The organism is Lentzea sp. NPDC036955, from assembly GCF_055608005.1.
Genome location: NZ_JBVJRC010000001.1, coordinates 110,631 through 125,979, shown reverse-complemented (window position 1 = coordinate 125,979; position 15,349 = coordinate 110,631). Strand labels below are relative to the sequence as shown.

The window sequence follows — 15,349 nt, the reverse complement described above, 5'->3', positions numbered from 1 at the left end:
CCCTTCGCTGTCAGCGGAGAGAGCAGGATTCGAACCTGCGGAAGCCACGGGGGCCTCGATCGGGCGAGCCCGACCTCCGTTGGGCCACTACGGAAATCTCTCCTCGTTCGACACCGATGCTGCCAGAAGGTCCTTACATTCCACTGAGATCACCGCTTCAGCGCGGTCTCCGCGCGCGGTGCCGGCGCACCGGTGTGGATGGACAGGCCGAGGCTGATCAGACCCGCGATCGCGGCCGTCACGCAGCAGAAGAGCGCCACGTGGCCGTGCGGGACGGGATCGGACGACACCTCGACCGGCAGGATCGCGGCCAGCGCGGCGATGCCCAGCGCCCCGCCGATCTGCCGCACGGCCATGTTCAGCCCGGTCGCGCCGGCGAACTGGGTCGGCTGCACGGACAACGCCGCCGCGCTCGACACACCGGTGCTCACCGCGCCCATGCCGAGCCCGGCCACCAGGCCCACCGGCAGCCACAGGGACCACAGCTGCGGCTCTGCGGAGAGCCCGAGGTAGAGCCACACCCCGGCGGCCACGACCAGCAGGGCGCCGACCGACACCACCAGCCGCGGGTTGCGCTTGCTCAGCACCTTGCCGACGCGGGCGGCCACGATCGCGGACACCACCGCGCCGGGGCTCATCACCAGACCGGCGACCAGCCACGAGATGTGCCAGACGTTCACCAGCACCAGCGCGCCGATCAGCAGCCACGCGTACAGCGAGGCGCCGAAGAACAGCGAGACGGCATTGGCCAGCGCGAACGTCCTGGTGCGCCACAGCCTCGTCTCGAGCGCGGGCACCGGGTGCCGCCACGAGCGCACGATCGCGACCGCCAGCAGCACCGCGCCGGCGCCGAGCGCGGTGAGCGCCCGCCAGTCCCAGCGCCAGGTCTGCCCCTCGGTCACGCCCAGGGTGAGCAGGCCGACACCGCACGCCAGCACCGCCGTGCCGAGCAGGTCGGGCAGCTTCCCGCTGTGCCGCGCGGACTTCTCGGTCTTGCGGATGCCGAGCAGCAGCGCGACGCCCAGCGGCAGGTTGACCAGGAACACCGACCGCCAGCCGAACGCGTCGATCAGCACGCCGCCCAGCACGGGTCCGGCGGCAGCGGCGGCGGAGGCAGCGGCAGCCCACAGGCCGATGGCCTCCGCACGGCGTTCCGGCGGTGAGTCGACCAGCGCCACGGCCAGCGACGCGGGGATCATCGCGGCCGCGCCCACGCCCTGCAGCCCGCGGGCGATCAGCAGCACCGGCAGGGTCGGGGCGACGGCGCACAGCACCGATGCCGCGGTGAACAGGCCCACGCCGAACGTGTACAGCGAACGCCGTCCCACGACGTCGGCGAGCCGGCCGGCGGGTGCGAGCAGCGACGCGAACAGCACCGCGTACAGGGAGATCACCCAGGTGACGTCGGTGGCGGAGGCGTCGGGGAAGGTGCGGTGCAGGTCGGTGATGGCGAGGTTCGTGATGGTCGCGTCGAGCAGCGACAGGAACGTCGCTCCGCACGCGAGCAGCACGACGGTGGTGAAGCCGGGCCGGGTCATGGAGTCGACCATGGCAGTGATCGCCGGGCGGCTCTGGCGGTTTTGCGACATCACCCGTCCGGGCCGTGACCCGGTGCGGATCGTGTCGCAAAACTGCCAGTCAAGCGCCGGGGAATGCGCCACCATGATCAGGTGACGTCAGCACCACTGCCACCCGTGGAGTTCGCGGTCCCGCTCGGGGGACCGCGCAGGTTCACCATCACCCCCACGCCCATCGGGGAGCTGCTGCTCCTGGGCGACGGGGAGTCGATCACCGGCATCTACATGATGCCGGACCAGATGTACATGCCGGCGATCGCCGACGACTGGGTGCGCGACCCCGGCCTGTTCGGGGAGCTGGAACGCCAGCTGGACGCGTACTTCGCCGGCGAGCTGAAGGTGTTCGACGTGCCGCTCGCGCCACGGGGAACGCCCTTCCAGCTGGAGGTGTGGCGTGAGCTGAGCACGGTGCCGTGCGGTGTCACCACGACGTACGGCGCGATCGCCCTGGCCATCGGCAAGCCGACCGCGTCACGCGCGGTCGGTGCCGCCAACGGGCGCAACCCGATCTCGATCATCCTGCCCTGTCATCGGGTCGTGGGCGCGAACGGCTCGTTGACCGGTTACGGCGGCGGGCTACCGCGCAAGATGCGGTTGCTGGAGATGGAACGCGTCTGAGCAGCCGCGGCAGGCAGCCGCGTCCACCCCCGCGCGGCTGCCTGCTCCACCAGCACCGGATCGTCGCCCACCACCACGGCGGTGCCGACGGCCAGCATCATCGGCAGGTCCGTCGAGTGGTCGCCGTAGGCGGTGCACAGCGCCGGGTCCAGGCCGTGCGCCGCCATCACGGCGTTCGCCACGTCGGCCTTGTCCGGCCCGATCATCGGCGTGACGACCTCACCGGTGTAGCGCCCGTCGCGCACCGCGAGCCGGGTGCCGTGCACGAGGTCGGCGCCCAGCCAGGCGGCAATCGGCGCCAGGCACACCTCGAACGACCCGGACACCAGCACGGTGAGGTCGCCGCGGTCGCGGTGCCACCGGAACGCCTCCAGCGGGGCGGGCAGGAACAGCTCCTCCGGGTCGGGGTACGCGGAGAACCACTCCCTGCCCGCCGCCGCCAGCTCCGCGACCGCCTCACCGGCGAACACGCGGTAGTAGTCGCCGATCACCTCCGCCCGCGACCACCCGGCCGCGGCGAGCGCGCGCAGCCGGGTGGTGACCTCGGTGAACCGGTCGGGCCGGTGGTGCTGCAGGAAGCGGAACATGCTGCGGACGGCCAGCAACGTCTCGTCGACGTCGAAGAACGCGGCGCTCAGTCCCATGCGACCGGGAGCTCCTCCCACCCGCCGAGCGCGGCGTAGTCCTTCCACCGCAGCTCCTCCAGCGGCACCGCGACCCGCAGGCCGGGGAACCGGTCGAACAGGCTGCGCAGCGCGATCTCCAGCTCGGCCTTGGCGAGGTTCGCGCCGATGCAGAAGTGCGGCCCGAAGCCGAACCCGAGCTGCGTGGTCTCGGCGCGGGTGATGTCGCAGGTGTCCGGGTTCTCGATCACGGACTCGTCGCGGCAGCCGGACGCCACCGACGCGATCACCGCCGACCCCGAGGGGATCTTGACCCCGCTCAGCTCCACGTCGTCGACCGTGACGCGGATGGACGTGCCGCCGCCCAGCCCGTTGAGCCGCACCATCTCGTTGACCGCGGCGGGGTAGAGCGACGGGTCCTCGAGCAGCATCGCGAGCTGGTCGGGGTTGCGCACCAGCGTCACCACCGACGAACCGAGCACGGTGACCGTCGTGTCGTGCCCGGCGAGCAGCAGCAGCACGCCGAGGCTCACGATCTCGGTCTCGGTGATCGTCTCGTCGCCCTCGCTGTCGTGCTTGGCGACGAGCGAGCTGATCATGTCGTCGCCCGGCTCCGCCCGCTTGTCCTCGATCAGCTTGGCGAAGTACGCGCGCATGTCGGCGTTGGCCTTGGCGATCTCCTCGCCGGGGTACTTGGTCAGCGACATGAACCGGTCGGTCCAGCCGCCGAACAGGTGGTGGTCGGCGAACGGCACGCCGAGGATCGAGCAGATCATCCGCAGCGCCAGCGGCCGCGCCAGGTGCTCCAGCAGGTCGGCCGGCTGCGGTTGCGCGGCCAGCCCGTCCAGCAGCTCGTCGGTGACCTTCTGCAGGTGCGGGCGCATCGCGTCGATCTTCGCCGCGGTCAGCGTGGGGTTGGCGAGCTTGCGGAGCCGCGTGTGCCGCGGCGGGTCCATGCTCAGCATGCTGTTCGGGTCGGGCAGCACGTGCTGCGCCTTGGGCACGCCCGGCAGGAACACCGCCTCGCGGCTGAACCGGCGGTCGTTCAGCACGACCCGCGCGTCGTCGTGCCTCGTGACGATCCAGCCGGGGTCACCGGTCGCGAGCGAGACCGGGCACACCGGTTGTTCCCTGCGCAGCTGCGCGTACTCCTCCGGCGGGTCCACGGGACTCGTGCGCAGCAACGGGTAGGCGAACCGCGGAGTGTGTTCGGCCATGGCGGAACGTCCTTCCTCAGTGGGCGGTCAGTGCGGTGCGGATCAGGTGGTCGAGCTGCCGCGCGTCGAGCTCGGGGAGCCGGTCGAGCTCGTCGGCCACCTCCTGCGGGACACCGGTCGCGAGCAGCTTCGCCCGTGCCATGGCGCGGTGCTCGCGCCTGGTTTCCTCGCCGGCCGAGCCGGCGGCGTGGGCACGGCCCTCGGTGAGCCTGCGGCCGTCCTTGAAGACGAGGGTCACCACGGCACCCACGGCCTTGGTCGCGTTCTCGAAGGTCGTGCTGGGCGGACCGGGCGGTGGCGCGGCCCTGCCACCGGAGAAGTCGGCCAGCCACCCGCGGGCCCGCTCGCCCGCCTGCCTGACCGCCTCGCCCAGCGGGGCCGTCGCCCGCAGCAGGTTGCGGCTCAGCTCCGGGTCGAACCGCAGCCGCGTCCGCTCGGCGAGCTCCCAGCGGCGCGGGTCGGCGGTGGCGGGCCCGGTCAGGTCCGCGGGCGTGACGGCACCGGTGAGCAGCGCGGTGGCCACGTTGTACCCGACGGAGAGGTTCAGCGCCATGATCGCCGAACGTTCCCGGTCCAGGTACGGCGCGCCGTCCGCGTCCATGGCGATGGTCAGCCCGGCCGCCCGCACCTCGACCTCCGCGATGTCGTCCGCGTCCTGCGCGGTCAGCTTGTCGTGCAACGCCATCGCGCAGTCGATCGCGGCGTCCACGTAGGCACCGGCCGGGTGCAGCTTCACCGTCAGCGTCTCGGTGTGCCACCGCTCGCCGAACCCGCTCGTGATCACCTCGGGCGAGGGGACCTGGGAGACCTTGGCCAGCAGCCCGTTCGGGTGCTCCAACAGGTCCGGTGCGCCGGTGAGCCCCGCCGCCGCGGCGTCGCAGGCGTCCAGCGCGATGCGCACCGGCACCGCCGCGGACAGCACCTTGGCGTCGCTGCCCAGGAATGCCCTGCGCAGCGGCCACGGCGGTGCGCTCAGCGCGATGCCCCACGCGTTCACCCACGCCTCGACCGGGTCGCCCTGGGCGTGGGAGCGCGCGGCCACCGCGCCGACCAGCTGCGCGTAGCTCGCGCCCTGGCCGCGCAACGTGCCCAGCGCCGCCGCTGCGGTGACCCGCGCGGCGCACTCGCTCGACGCCACCACGGCGGCGAGCAGCGCGCGTCCGTCCAGACCGGACTGCCTGCGGTAGGCCAGCGGCACGTTGACCGTCGAGTGCGTCACGTGCCCCACGTACATGCTGTCCTCGTAGTACAGGCACGAGGACAGCCCGGCCAGCACGTGCGCGGCCCGTGCCGGGTCGTCGGCCAGCGGTGAGCCGAACGCCTTCAGCAGCTTCCACCCCAACGGGTGCGAGATGCCCGCCCGGAGCACCCCCAGGTGCGAGATGACCGCGCTGACCGCGTAGTCGGTGATCCGGGTGGGGAGGTCCGCGTACGTCAGCCGGGCGGCCCAGGTGGCCAGCTCCGTCGCGAGAGTGCGCTCACCGCTCATGCGTGCGTTCCCTGCGCTCGTCGTCCATCGTCCACAGTGCACAGCTGGTGGCGACCACCGAGGCCCTGGCCGACGCCAGCGCCTCCCTGGTGGGTTCGACCAGGTTCGGGTTGCCCCGCTGCGCCCCCTCGGAGACCGTCACGAGCCGCAGCGCGCACTCGACGGCCGCGATGCTGGCCTCCACCAGTGCTTCCTCCCTGCGGCCTGCCTCCAGGAGCTCGCCCAGCGCGTGCTCCAGCATGTCCCGCACCGACTTCCCCCCGGCCACGGCGGGTCAGTCCTGTTTCGAGACCAGGAACCGGCCGAGCACCAGGTGGTCGATCTCGGTGTTGAGGAAGCACTCGACGGCGTCGCGCGGGGAGCACACGATCGGTTCGCCCGCGACGTTGAACGAGGTGTTGACCAGGCAGGGGATGCCGGTCAGCTCGGTGAACCGGCCGAGCAGCTCCGCCAGCAGCGGGTTGCCCTCCTCGGTCACCGTCTGGATGCGCGACGTGCCGTCCACGTGCACGGCACCGGGGATGACGCTCACGTACTCCGGCCTCACCGGGAACACGAACGTCATGTACGGCGAGGACTTCTTCTTGCCCAGCTCGAACACCTTCGCCGCGTCGTCCTCCAGCACGATCGGGGCGAAGGGGCGGAACGGCTCGCGGTGCTTCACCCTGGTGTTGATGATGTCCTTGATGTCGGGGAAGCTCGGGTTCGCGAGGATGCTGCGGTTGCCCAGCGCCCGCGGGCCGTACTCGGTCCTGCCGTGGAACCAGCCGATGACCGTCTTCTCCGTCAGCAGCTTGGCGGTCTCACCGGCGATGTCGTCCATCACGACCCAGCGGACGCGGTCGGTGTACTGCCGCAGAACGGTTTCCACCTCGTCGTCGGAGTAGTGCGGGCCGAGGTAGGGGGAGGGGTCGCGGGTGGTGGTGCCGCCCGCGTACACCGCCGCGCCGATCGCGACGCCGGGGTCGCTCGCCCCGAAGCTCACGTGCGCGTCGGCGAACCGGGAGTTCTCCAGCAGCTTGGTGTTGTTGACGCAGTTGAGCGCCAGACCGCCCTCGATCAGCAGCTGCGGCGCGGTGGTCCGCCGTTCGAGCTCCGCGACCTGGTGTGCCGTCACGACCTCCACCATGTCCTGCGCGGCCCGCGCCACCCTGGCCTGGTAGGACGGTTCCTCCCGGACGTCCTCGGAACCGCCGAAGATCCGGTCCAGCAGGGCGTAGTAGCCCCTGGTGCCGGCCGGGTCGTTCGGGATGGCGAGGGCGTAGCGGCCGTTCGGCAGCAGCTGCACGACCTCGTGCTCGATCAGCGGGTTGGGCTGCTCGGTGTCCGCGAACGCCGACAGGCCCATCACCTTGTACTCGTCGTTGTTCGGCATGAAGCCCAGGTAGCGGGTGATCTCGCCGTACAGCAGCGCGAGCGAGTGGGTGACGGTGATCGTCATGTCGTCGAAGACGGTGATCTCGCCGTCGCGGATCTCGCCTGCGATGGCGGAGCACATCTCCGCCCGGCCGTCGCTGATGAGGAACGCGGCGTCCCCGCCGTCGCTGAAGTGGCGGCCGCAGCTGAGGTGCGCCAGGTGGTGGGGGACCGTGACGATCTTCTCCGCAGGCACGTCGAAGCCGGTCCTCGCCGCGAGGTCGGCCCGGATGGCCTGGTGGCTCAGGATTCCGGTGTGGAGGTCGCCGAACCTGCGCAGCCGGTCGAACTTGGCCGTGTCCGGCAGCTCGGTGGCAGCGATCGCGTTGATCATCGTGGTGACCGTGGACGAGGGGAAGGACCAGGGGAAGGCGAACCTGTCCACCTGGTCGATCGCCACCCCCGCCTGGTCCAGGCAGTAGCGCAGGGACTCGATGGGGAAGTCCGAGGTCTTCTTCTCCCGGTTGAGCCGTTCCTCCTCCACGGCCACGACCAGCTCGCCGTCGATCATCAGCGCCACCGCGGCGTCGTGGCCGAGGATGCTGTGGCGGTCCCTGCCCGTGGCCCCGTAGAGGCCGGCGAAGAGTTCGGCGCCTCGGGTGAATCCGTTGTAACCGACGACGATCACTGCTGATCTCCCTTACCGGTCGGCCGTGAACTGGACTCATGCAACACGAGGGCGCTGACATCGCTCTGAGAACGGGCTGAGACCCGAACTTCAGCGCCGCGCCCCCGGTCGTGCGGTCCGGCCTCCGGTCACCGGGGTCAGGCGGTGCGCTCCTCGTCCTGGCGCTTCCACAGCACCAGCAACGCCTCCAGCAACGTGGTCGCGGCGATGGCGTGGCCGCGGGCGTTGCAGTGGATCCGGTCGGAGGAGAAGATGCTCGGGTCGGCGGCCAGCGGGTGCGCGTGGTTCTCCGACTGCACACCGCCGTGCGCCTGCGCGACGCGCTTGGTCAGCGCGTCGAAGCGGTCGAACCGCTCGGCCAGCGCCGGTGCGTGCTCCGCGGGCACGAGCCCGGAGCGGGCGAGGTCGAACAGGCCGATCATCGCCAGCTGCGCGCCCTGCGCCACCAGCGGTCCGACGACGGCGGTCAGCTCGGTCTCCACGTACTGCTCGTCGAACTTGCGGCCGAGCACGTCGTTGCCGCCCGCCGCCACGATCGCGAGGTCCGGTGCGAACTCCAGCGCCGGTTCCAGCTGGGTGGCGCGGATCTCGGCGATGCGCAGGTCGCGCACCCCCAGGTTCAGGTACTCCACCGAGGAGCCGAAGGCGTCCGCCACCCGGCCGGTGCCGTCGAGGTCGCGGTAGCCCTCCAGCGGCTCGCGGATGCCCGCGGCCACGCTGTCGCCGACCACCACGACCCGCTTCCACGGGGTGGCGCGGACGAGCAGGTCGGCCTCGGCGGGCCAGGCGCAGTAGGGGTCGGCTTCCTCGCGCGCGTAACTGGTCATGCGGGCAACTCCACCACCGGGTGAGGGGTCCGTCTGGCGATTTTGCGACATCACCACCCGTACGGATCACCGTGTCGCATTCCTGCTAGACCGCACCGGGGTGCCGGGGTGATGCTCGTGGTGTGCACAACGACAGCGAGCGGTGCCTTCGTGCCGTGCGGTCCAAGGACGCCCGGTTCGACGGGTGGTTCTTCACCGCCGTCGTCACGACGAAGATCTACTGCCGGCCCAGCTGCCCGGTGGTGCCGCCCAAGGTGGAGAACATGCGGTTCTACCCCAGCGCGGCGGCCGCCCAGCAGGCCGGGTTCCGCGCCTGCAAGCGGTGCCGGCCGGACGCGAGCCCCGGTTCGCCCGCGTGGAACGTGCGCGCGGACCTGGTGGCGCGGGCCATGCGGCTGATCGCCGACGGGGTGGTCGACCGGGAGGGCGTTCCCGGGCTGGCCCGGCGCCTCGGGTACAGCACCCGCCAGGTCGAGCGGCAGCTGCTCGCCGAGATCGGTGCCGGTCCGCTGGCGCTGGCCAGGGCCCAGCGGGCGCAGACGGCCAGGCTGCTGATCGAGACCAGCGCCCTGCCGATGGTCGAGGTGGCGCTGGCGGCCGGGTTCTCCAGCGTGCGGACGTTCAACGACACCGTGCGCGAGGTCTTCGCCCTGTCTCCCACGGAACTGCGGGCGCGCGCCGGCAAGAGGAAGAGCCCGGTGGGAACGGCGGGCGCGCTGACGTTGCGGCTGCCCTTCCGCGCCCCGCTGGCGCCGGACGAGCTGTTCGAGCAGCTGGTCGCCACCGCGGTGCCCGGTGTGGAGGAGTGGCGCGACGGCGCCTACCGCCGCACCCTGCGGCTGCCGCACGGCCCCGCGATCGCCGAGCTGCGGGCCCTGCCCGACCACGTGAGCTGCCACCTGACGCTCACGGACCTGCGCGACCTGTCGATCGCGATCAGCCGGTGCCGCTTCCTGCTCGACCTCGACGCGGACCCGGTGGCCGTGGACGACCTGCTGGGCCGCGACCCGGTGCTCGCGCCGCTCGTGGCCAAGGTGCCGGGCCGGCGGGTGCCGCGCACCGTGGACGGCGCCGAGTTCGCCGTGCGCGCCGTCGCGGGCTCGTCGTCGGCGAAGCTGGTGGCCGCGCACGGCGACCCCGTCGTGGACCCGGGCGGCGGGCTCACGCACCTGTTCCCGAGCCCGGACCGGCTGCACGAGGCGGACCTGCCCGTGTCACCGCGCAGGGCGGCCGCGATCCACTCGGTGGCCGGCGCGCTGGTCTCCGGTGCGGTGGACCTGAGCGTCGGCGGCGACTGGGCGCAGGCCCGCGCGGTGCTGGGCGGTCTCACCGGCATGGGCGGCACCACCGTGGAGACGATCGCGATGCGGGCGCTGGGCGACCCCGACGCGTTCGCGGTGGACACGCGGGTCCGGCAGGCGGCGGGGGAGCTGGGGCTGCCGTCGTCCGCGGAGGCGCTGGAGCAGCGGACGGGGCAGTGGCGGCCGTGGCGGGCGTACGCGGCCCAGCACCTGGCAGGCCGCTGACACCCGCCCGCCGCGGTTCCCGGAACCGTGTCCGGGGAGGCGGCCGTCAGCAGCGCAACGGCTCGATCTCCAGGTTCAGGACCGGGTCGCCAGGACGTCCGGCGAAGCCGAGCCGCCCGGTGCCGGACTCCCAGCGGAACGAGTAGTCGCCACTCGCCACCGGCAGGTACCCGTCGTCGGTGCGGTAGGAGCCGACGCGGGTGCCGACGCCCAGCGGCCCGGTCAGGAACACGTCACCGGAGCCCGCGAACAGGAACGACGTCTCGCGCACCACGACCCGGCAGCCGTCCGGCGGCAGCACGGTGTAGGTCGCCAGGGTGTCGCCCAGCCCGGACAGCAGGGTCGCGAGCGCGGTCAGCACGGCGACCACCCGGAACGGCCACGGGGTCCGGCCCCGCCAGCGGACCACCACGACCAGACCGGCCGCCACCAGCAGCGCACCGGTGACCGCCCAGTCCGGGACGACCCACCCGCCGGCGACCACCACCAGCCCGGCCGTCCAGGCCACCAGCGCGGACGTTCCGGCAGCGACCACCAGCACGACGACGGCCACCCGCGACCGCTCCAGTTCCCCCAGCACGTGCCGCACGCTAGGTCCGAGTTGTGCGCGAAGCGTGAAGGCGTTGTGGAGGATCAGAAAGCGGTGTCGCGCAGTTGCCGGGGAGCGGCCCGGCCTCGGTCGTGGATACCGTGTGGCCACAATGCTCAGAGGGGGCCTGGAGATGAGGCGGATTCCGTCGTTTCCCGCTCGGATCGCGTCGCTGAACGACGGTGTCGTGGCGACGGCGGACGCGTACGGCGCGTGGCTGAGGACGTTCTACGACGTCCGCGCCCGCTGGCACCGGCGGTTCTACCGCCTCAGCGGCGTCGCGGTGATCTTCGTCGGCGCGGCGCTGCCCGTGCTGACCAGCCTGGAGTACCCCGGCAAGAGCTGGCTGATCTCGCTCGCCGGTGTGCTCGTCGCGGGCCTGACCGGGCTGCGCGCGTTCTACCGGTGGGACCAGTCGTGGATCCTGTTGCGCAACACCGAGATGGCGGTGACCGCCGCCTACCTGGAGTGGAAGGCCGCGCCGGGCAACTTCCCGGTGACCGAGGAGCCAGAACAGCGGCTGGTGCAGGAGAAGAACGCCGCCGCGTTCATCGACCGGCTGGGGGAGCTGCGGGAACGCGAGGCGACCACCTACTTCAAGGACATGGCGTTCCCGAGCACCAAGTCGTGACGGGATCGCCGGCGGTCGTCCTCGCGTTGCTCGACGGCCGGGAATAGCAGCGGCCGTGCGGCGTTGTAGGCGGCGGAAGGAGGTTTCATGAAGGACAACTTCACCGACTACCTGCCGAACGGCCACGTGTCGCCGGACCGGTGGGTGACCGCGACGCACCTGTTCGACACCGGCCACGAGGAGACCGCGGCCGAGAAGTGGGAACGCGCCCAGCTGCTCTTCGAGGCCAAGGAGTACACCAGGGCCGCGACGCTGCTGGCCGAGGTGGTCGACGAGGTGCCGTTCCAGGCGGACCTCTGCCTCCTGCTCGCCCGCGCCTACTACCACTCGGCCCAGCTGACCAAGGCCGAGGCGCAGCTGCGGGTGCTCGTCGACCGCGACCCGGTCGACCACTACGCCCACCTGCTGCTCGGCCGCACGCTGGAGCGCCAGGGGCGGTCCGACGAGGCCACGCCGTGGCTCCGCCTGGCTGCCGCCCTCTCCGGCGAACCGGTGGCCTGAGCACCTCCGGTCCCGCACCGGCCGCGTTCACCGCGGCCGGTGCGGTCACCCCGGTTGCCGGCGCCACTTCTTGAACGACTTGATGACGTCGCCGTTCGTGAGCTTGCCGTACCACTCGCTGTGCGAGTCCTCGAGCTGCGACGCGAGCGACTCGATGCGGAGCCTGCCCTCCGGCCTGGCCCGCAACGCCCAGGTCGCGGCGGCGGCCACCCCCTGTCCCCTGGCGATGGTCTCCGCGGTGCGCTCGACCTGGCGTCGGTCGCGGCCGCTGAGCCCGAACGACGCCCAGACGCCCGTGATGATCCAGTCCGCGGCGGTGATCCACACGAGGTTCGTGAGCGGCCCGCTCCTCCAGTCCCGCACCCCCACACCGTCGAGGTTGCGGTTCGTGATGGAGCCGTTGGGGTGCCGGACCCGTTCGATCTCCGCGGCGAGTTCGCGCAGCGAGCTCGCCGGGAGGTCCGACAGGTTGCGCAGCAGGAAGTCGCCCGCGTCGGGCAGACGCTCAGCCACCCCCGGATCGACGGGGACGTTGTCCACGTCGACGGTCTGAACTTCCTCGCGACGGCCGAAAATGCCCATGGCTGCTCCTGGTCGGGGACGCGGTGGTCAGGAGATCGTCTGTCCGACCGTGTGCGTGCACCTGCCGTTGCACTTCGGGCAGTGCTGCGTCTTGCACTCGTAGCGGCCGTACGGTCCGTCGGCCTTCTGCACGGTCTCGTAAATCCACATGGAGACATCGCAATGTGGACACTTCGGAGCCATAGTGGACACACCTTTCCGGCTTGGTGTCGAGGTATTACGGCACCTGTTTCGACGCGTGCCGACAGCTCGTTACACCGGATCGGCGGGTTGCTCTGTTCGGGGAAACCTTTCCCGTTCCAGGGGAATCCTGTTGTCCTAGACGATGTCCAGTTTCGCGAACGCCCGCAACAACCCCGGCGCCGCCCGGCTGGCCAGCCGGGCCGCCTTCGCCTCCGCGGTCACCGGCACCACCGCCCGGTTGCGCCGCACCGCCGTGACGATCTCCGCCGCCACCCGCTCCGGCCCGAACCCGCGCCGCGCGTACAGCCGTGACGCGCGGTCCTGCTTGCGCCGCTCCTCGTCGGCGCTGACCCCGGAGAACGTCGTGGTGGCCGTGATGTTCGTGTTCACCACCCCTGGGCAGATCGCGCTGACCCCGATCGCGTGCGGTGCGAGCTCGGCACGCAGGCAGTCCGACAGCATGAACACCGCCGCCTTGCTGGTGGCGTACGCCGAGAGGATCTTCGACGGCAGGTAGGCGGCCGCCGAGGACAGGTTGACGATGTGGCCGCCCTCGCCGCGTTCCACCATCAGCTCGCCGAACGCGCGGCACCCGTGCACGACGCCCCACAGGTTGACGTCCAGCACCCGTTGCCACTGCTCGGTCGAGGTCGACAGGAACGACCCCGAGTGCCCGATGCCAGCGTTGTTCACGACCACGTCCGGCACACCGTGCTCGTCGGCGACCTGCCGCGCCCACGCCCGCACCGCCTCCTCCGACCGCACGTCCACCTCGTAGGCGTGCCCGTCGGCCAGCGCCGCGGTCTCCTCAGCCGCCGCGAAGTCCACATCGGACACCACGACCCGCGCACCCGTCGCGGCGAAGGCGAGAGCCGTCGCCCGCCCGATTCCGCTGCCGCCGCCGGTGATCACGACGAGCTCGCGCGGGGGAGTGGAGTCCGCGATGAACTCCCTGATCATCCGCGCCACCGGCTCCGGGTGGCTCAGCGGCGCCCAGTGGCCGGCGGCGATGCGGCGCCGGCGCAGGGACGGCACCCAGCGTTCGAGGTCGAGCGGCTCGGTGCGGATGTAGCGGTCGCGGGCCGGCTGCACGACCTGCACCGGCATGGGGGCGACGCGCTGCCGCGGCGAGCGCATCACCTGCCGGATGTTGGCCCGGTACAACGAGATGCCGTTCACGGCGTCGGACGCGATGGTCCTCGCCGGCCGCGCGTCAACGCCCTCCAGCCGCTGCAGCACGCCACCCCAGCGGCGCGCGAGGTACAGGCGCCAGAACGCGGGTGCGACGACCGGCAGCTGGAACGCGGCGACGTACCAGGAGCGGAGGAACTGCTTGACGTGGGCGAGCGACAACCGCTTCCGCGACCAGTGGCCCAGGTGGTCGAGGCACGGTCCGGAGATCGAGGTGAACGTCGCGATCCGCGCGCCCGGTGTCGTGACCGCCTCCCACGACTGGATCGACCCCCAGTCGTGCCCGACCAGGTGCACCGGCTCGTCCGGGCTGACCGCGTCGACCACCGCGAACAGGTCCCGCGCCAGGTGTTCGAGCCGATAACCGTCCTCAGTGGACGGCGCGGTGGACCCACCCGCGCCGCGCACGTCGTAGGTGACGACCCGGAAGTCCCCCTCCAGCAACGCCGCGACCCGGTCCCACACCGCGTGCGTGTCGGGGTAGCCGTGCACCAGCACCACCATCGGTCCCGACGTCCCGCGCACCTGCACAGCCAGGTCGAGTTCTCCGGAGCGAACCTTCACATCTCCTCCAACACCAGGCAGTCGCCGCAGATCCGCACGCCGCACGTGCCGGCACGTCGAGGGTTACCCGCTGCGGTGCGGTCCCACCGCGAACGGTTGTCCGGCTCCGTCCTCGGCCCGACGATTACTACGCACGCGTAGCTTTGTGAAAGCTACGCCACCGTAGCAATATGGACCCGTGAGCACAACGCGCAGGAAGTACGCCCCCCGCCTGCCCCCGGAAGAACGCCGGGAGCAACTGCTTGACACCGCCCTGGGTCTCATCTCCGCCGGCTTCGACACGGTGACCATGGAGTCGGTGGCCCGCGCGGCGGCCGTCACGAAGCCCGTGCTCTACGACCTGTTCGCCAACCGCGCCGAGCTGATCTCCGCCCTGCTGGACCGCGAGGCCACCCGCGCCACCGATCAGGTCCTCGCCGCCCTGCCCACCGACTTCGCGACCCGCGCCCCCGACGACGCCTTCGCCGACGCCGTCCGCGTGTTCGTGCAGGCCGTCGTCGACTGCCCGGACCGCTGGCGCCTGGTGCTGCTGCCCCCCGAGGGCACCCCGCGCGAGTTCCGCGCACAGGTCGAGCTGGTGCGCTCCGGCGTGCTGGCGCAGATCGAGGAGCTCGCCGCACTCGGCCTGGAGGAGCTCGGCGGCCTCGACGACCTCGACTCCGCCCTGCTGGGACACGCGATGCTGGCGCTGGCGGAGATGTCAGGGCGGCTGGTGCTGACCGATCCGGAGAAGTTCACGCCGGACCGGCTGGTGGCGTTCGTGACCCGGATCGCGCACGGCCTGCGCTGAGAACCTCGTGTGAGCCGTTCAGCTCCACGCGGGTGTAGGTGGCTGCTTTCCGTGACCTCTTCGGCGCAGCGGCGTGTCACTTTGCGTCATCGTGGAGAGTTACCGGAATTCTCCTCGTCAACATGCAACTCGTACGGCGGATGCTGTCGATTGAGTTGTGCTTCCCCGATGCGAAAAAGTGACAGTAGAAGGACAAAAGCTGGACATCATCTTATTTGACGCGTGGTGCCGCGAGTAGATCGTGCCTGCCATGTTGAGCAGGAGTTATGTGTTCGAATCGGTCTGACTCCGACTTTGCTGCGGGTGGTTGATCCTCTATCGCGTGATCCTTGCGTGGTGTTACGGCGGCGCTTCTTGCGTCATTCAAATGACTGTGCCGCTGGCTGCATTGGGCCGT

17 protein-coding genes and 1 tRNA gene are annotated in these 15,349 nt (G+C 71.3%); 6 read left to right on the top strand and 12 right to left on the bottom strand.

The window, feature by feature from the left end:
• Positions 1-14 precede the first annotated feature (14 nt).
• Positions 15-103 (bottom strand) — tRNA-OTHER (locus ACZ7CF_RS00625).
• A 46-nt stretch (positions 104-149) separates the two neighbouring features.
• The gene (locus tag ACZ7CF_RS00620; protein ID WP_360387852.1) at positions 150-1,538 is read right to left on the bottom strand and encodes an MFS transporter; all 1,389 of its coding nucleotides are present in this window, start codon (positions 1,536-1,538) and stop codon (positions 150-152) included.
• 10 nt (positions 1,539-1,548) lie between these two features.
• Here ACZ7CF_RS00620 and ACZ7CF_RS00615 point away from each other — a divergent pair, with 10 nt between their 5' ends.
• Together ACZ7CF_RS00615 and ACZ7CF_RS00610 are read left to right on the top strand one after the other, a co-directional pair.
• Positions 1,549-1,674 (top strand): hypothetical protein, encoded by a 126-nt coding sequence (locus ACZ7CF_RS00615; protein ID WP_360387855.1) that lies wholly within the window; start codon positions 1,549-1,551, stop codon positions 1,672-1,674.
• Positions 1,671-2,195, top strand: a complete 525-nt coding sequence (locus ACZ7CF_RS00610; protein WP_360387858.1) for a methylated-DNA--[protein]-cysteine S-methyltransferase — start codon at positions 1,671-1,673, stop codon at positions 2,193-2,195. Before ACZ7CF_RS00615 ends, ACZ7CF_RS00610 begins: the two co-directional genes overlap by 4 nt.
• Here the strand turns inward: ACZ7CF_RS00610 and ACZ7CF_RS00605 are convergent.
• The 6 genes from ACZ7CF_RS00605 to ACZ7CF_RS00580 form a co-directional block, all read right to left on the bottom strand.
• On the bottom strand, positions 2,141-2,839 hold the full coding sequence (locus ACZ7CF_RS00605; protein ID WP_470368456.1) for an HAD family hydrolase: 699 nt from the start codon (positions 2,837-2,839) through the stop codon (positions 2,141-2,143). The genes ACZ7CF_RS00610 and ACZ7CF_RS00605 overlap by 55 nt on opposite strands.
• A complete protein-coding gene (locus tag ACZ7CF_RS00600) occupies positions 2,830-4,035 on the bottom strand; it encodes a cytochrome P450 (protein WP_470368455.1) in 1,206 nt (401 codons plus the stop codon). The genes ACZ7CF_RS00605 and ACZ7CF_RS00600 overlap by 10 nt, the downstream gene beginning before the upstream one ends.
• 16 nt (positions 4,036-4,051) lie before the next feature.
• A complete protein-coding gene (locus ACZ7CF_RS00595) occupies positions 4,052-5,524 on the bottom strand; it encodes an MmgE/PrpD family protein (RefSeq protein WP_360387865.1) in 1,473 nt (490 codons plus the stop codon).
• On the bottom strand, positions 5,514-5,792 hold the full coding sequence (locus tag ACZ7CF_RS00590; RefSeq protein ID WP_360387868.1) for a hypothetical protein: 279 nt from the start codon (positions 5,790-5,792) through the stop codon (positions 5,514-5,516). Before ACZ7CF_RS00590 ends, ACZ7CF_RS00595 begins: the two co-directional genes overlap by 11 nt.
• A gap of 6 nt (positions 5,793-5,798) precedes the next feature.
• Positions 5,799-7,568 (bottom strand): carbamoyltransferase family protein, encoded by a 1,770-nt coding sequence (locus ACZ7CF_RS00585; RefSeq protein WP_470368454.1) that lies wholly within the window; start codon positions 7,566-7,568, stop codon positions 5,799-5,801.
• Positions 7,569-7,705: 137 nt separating this feature from the next.
• The gene (locus ACZ7CF_RS00580) at positions 7,706-8,395 is read right to left on the bottom strand and encodes an SGNH/GDSL hydrolase family protein (protein ID WP_360387873.1); all 690 of its coding nucleotides are present in this window, start codon (positions 8,393-8,395) and stop codon (positions 7,706-7,708) included.
• 122 nt (positions 8,396-8,517) lie between these two features.
• Here ACZ7CF_RS00580 and ACZ7CF_RS00575 point away from each other — a divergent pair, with 122 nt between their 5' ends.
• Complete coding sequence (locus ACZ7CF_RS00575) at positions 8,518-9,921, top strand: DNA-3-methyladenine glycosylase 2 family protein (RefSeq protein WP_360387876.1); 1,404 nt, start codon at positions 8,518-8,520, stop codon at positions 9,919-9,921.
• Positions 9,922-9,967: 46 nt separating this feature from the next.
• Here the strand turns inward: ACZ7CF_RS00575 and ACZ7CF_RS00570 are convergent, their stop codons facing one another.
• Positions 9,968-10,501 (bottom strand): hypothetical protein, encoded by a 534-nt coding sequence (locus tag ACZ7CF_RS00570; protein ID WP_360387879.1) that lies wholly within the window; start codon positions 10,499-10,501, stop codon positions 9,968-9,970.
• 121 nt (positions 10,502-10,622) lie between these two features.
• Between ACZ7CF_RS00570 and ACZ7CF_RS00565 the strand changes: the two genes are divergently transcribed.
• Positions 10,623-11,141 (top strand): DUF4231 domain-containing protein, encoded by a 519-nt coding sequence (locus ACZ7CF_RS00565; protein WP_360387881.1) that lies wholly within the window; start codon positions 10,623-10,625, stop codon positions 11,139-11,141.
• A gap of 87 nt (positions 11,142-11,228) precedes the next feature.
• Positions 11,229-11,642 carry a tetratricopeptide repeat protein gene (locus tag ACZ7CF_RS00560; protein WP_458433141.1) on the top strand — a complete coding sequence of 138 codons (414 nt, stop codon included), beginning with the start codon at positions 11,229-11,231 and terminating at the stop codon, positions 11,640-11,642.
• 45 nt (positions 11,643-11,687) lie between these two features.
• On the opposite strand, the gene ACZ7CF_RS00555 is transcribed toward ACZ7CF_RS00560, so the two are convergent.
• From ACZ7CF_RS00555 to ACZ7CF_RS00545, 3 genes are all read right to left on the bottom strand, one after another.
• Positions 11,688-12,224, bottom strand: coding sequence for a hypothetical protein (locus tag ACZ7CF_RS00555; protein ID WP_470368453.1), 537 nt, complete (start codon positions 12,222-12,224; stop codon positions 11,688-11,690).
• Positions 12,225-12,251: 27 nt separating this feature from the next.
• Positions 12,252-12,374 carry a hypothetical protein gene (locus tag ACZ7CF_RS00550; protein ID WP_360387889.1) on the bottom strand — a complete coding sequence of 41 codons (123 nt, stop codon included), beginning with the start codon at positions 12,372-12,374 and terminating at the stop codon, positions 12,252-12,254.
• Positions 12,375-12,542: 168 nt separating this feature from the next.
• Positions 12,543-14,162: an SDR family oxidoreductase gene (locus ACZ7CF_RS00545; RefSeq protein ID WP_470368452.1), complete on the bottom strand. Its 1,620-nt coding sequence runs from the start codon at positions 14,160-14,162 to the stop codon at positions 12,543-12,545.
• A 178-nt stretch (positions 14,163-14,340) separates the two neighbouring features.
• Between ACZ7CF_RS00545 and ACZ7CF_RS00540 the strand changes: the two genes are divergently transcribed.
• Positions 14,341-14,952 (top strand): TetR/AcrR family transcriptional regulator, encoded by a 612-nt coding sequence (locus ACZ7CF_RS00540; RefSeq protein WP_458433138.1) that lies wholly within the window; start codon positions 14,341-14,343, stop codon positions 14,950-14,952.
• Positions 14,953-15,349 lie beyond the last annotated feature (397 nt).

Excerpts from the sequence above, each read along its gene's own strand:
- ACZ7CF_RS00620 (WP_360387852.1), bottom strand. The coding sequence starts at position 1,538 with ATGACCCGGCCCGGCTTCACCACCGTCGTGCTGCTCGCGTGCGGAGCG.
- ACZ7CF_RS00615 (WP_360387855.1), top strand. The coding sequence starts at position 1,549 with ATGGCAGTGATCGCCGGGCGGCTCTGGCGGTTTTGCGACATCACCCGT.
- ACZ7CF_RS00605 (WP_470368456.1), bottom strand. The coding sequence starts at position 2,839 with ATGGGACTGAGCGCCGCGTTCTTCGACGTCGACGAGACGTTGCTGGCC.
- ACZ7CF_RS00600 (WP_470368455.1), bottom strand. The coding sequence starts at position 4,035 with ATGGCCGAACACACTCCGCGGTTCGCCTACCCGTTGCTGCGCACGAGT.
- ACZ7CF_RS00595 (WP_360387865.1), bottom strand. The coding sequence starts at position 5,524 with ATGAGCGGTGAGCGCACTCTCGCGACGGAGCTGGCCACCTGGGCCGCC.
- ACZ7CF_RS00580 (WP_360387873.1), bottom strand. The coding sequence starts at position 8,395 with ATGACCAGTTACGCGCGCGAGGAAGCCGACCCCTACTGCGCCTGGCCC.
- ACZ7CF_RS00565 (WP_360387881.1), top strand. The coding sequence starts at position 10,623 with ATGCTCAGAGGGGGCCTGGAGATGAGGCGGATTCCGTCGTTTCCCGCT.
- ACZ7CF_RS00560 (WP_458433141.1), top strand. The coding sequence starts at position 11,229 with ATGAAGGACAACTTCACCGACTACCTGCCGAACGGCCACGTGTCGCCG.
- ACZ7CF_RS00555 (WP_470368453.1), bottom strand. The coding sequence starts at position 12,224 with ATGGGCATTTTCGGCCGTCGCGAGGAAGTTCAGACCGTCGACGTGGAC.
- ACZ7CF_RS00550 (WP_360387889.1), bottom strand. The coding sequence starts at position 12,374 with ATGTGGATTTACGAGACCGTGCAGAAGGCCGACGGACCGTACGGCCGC.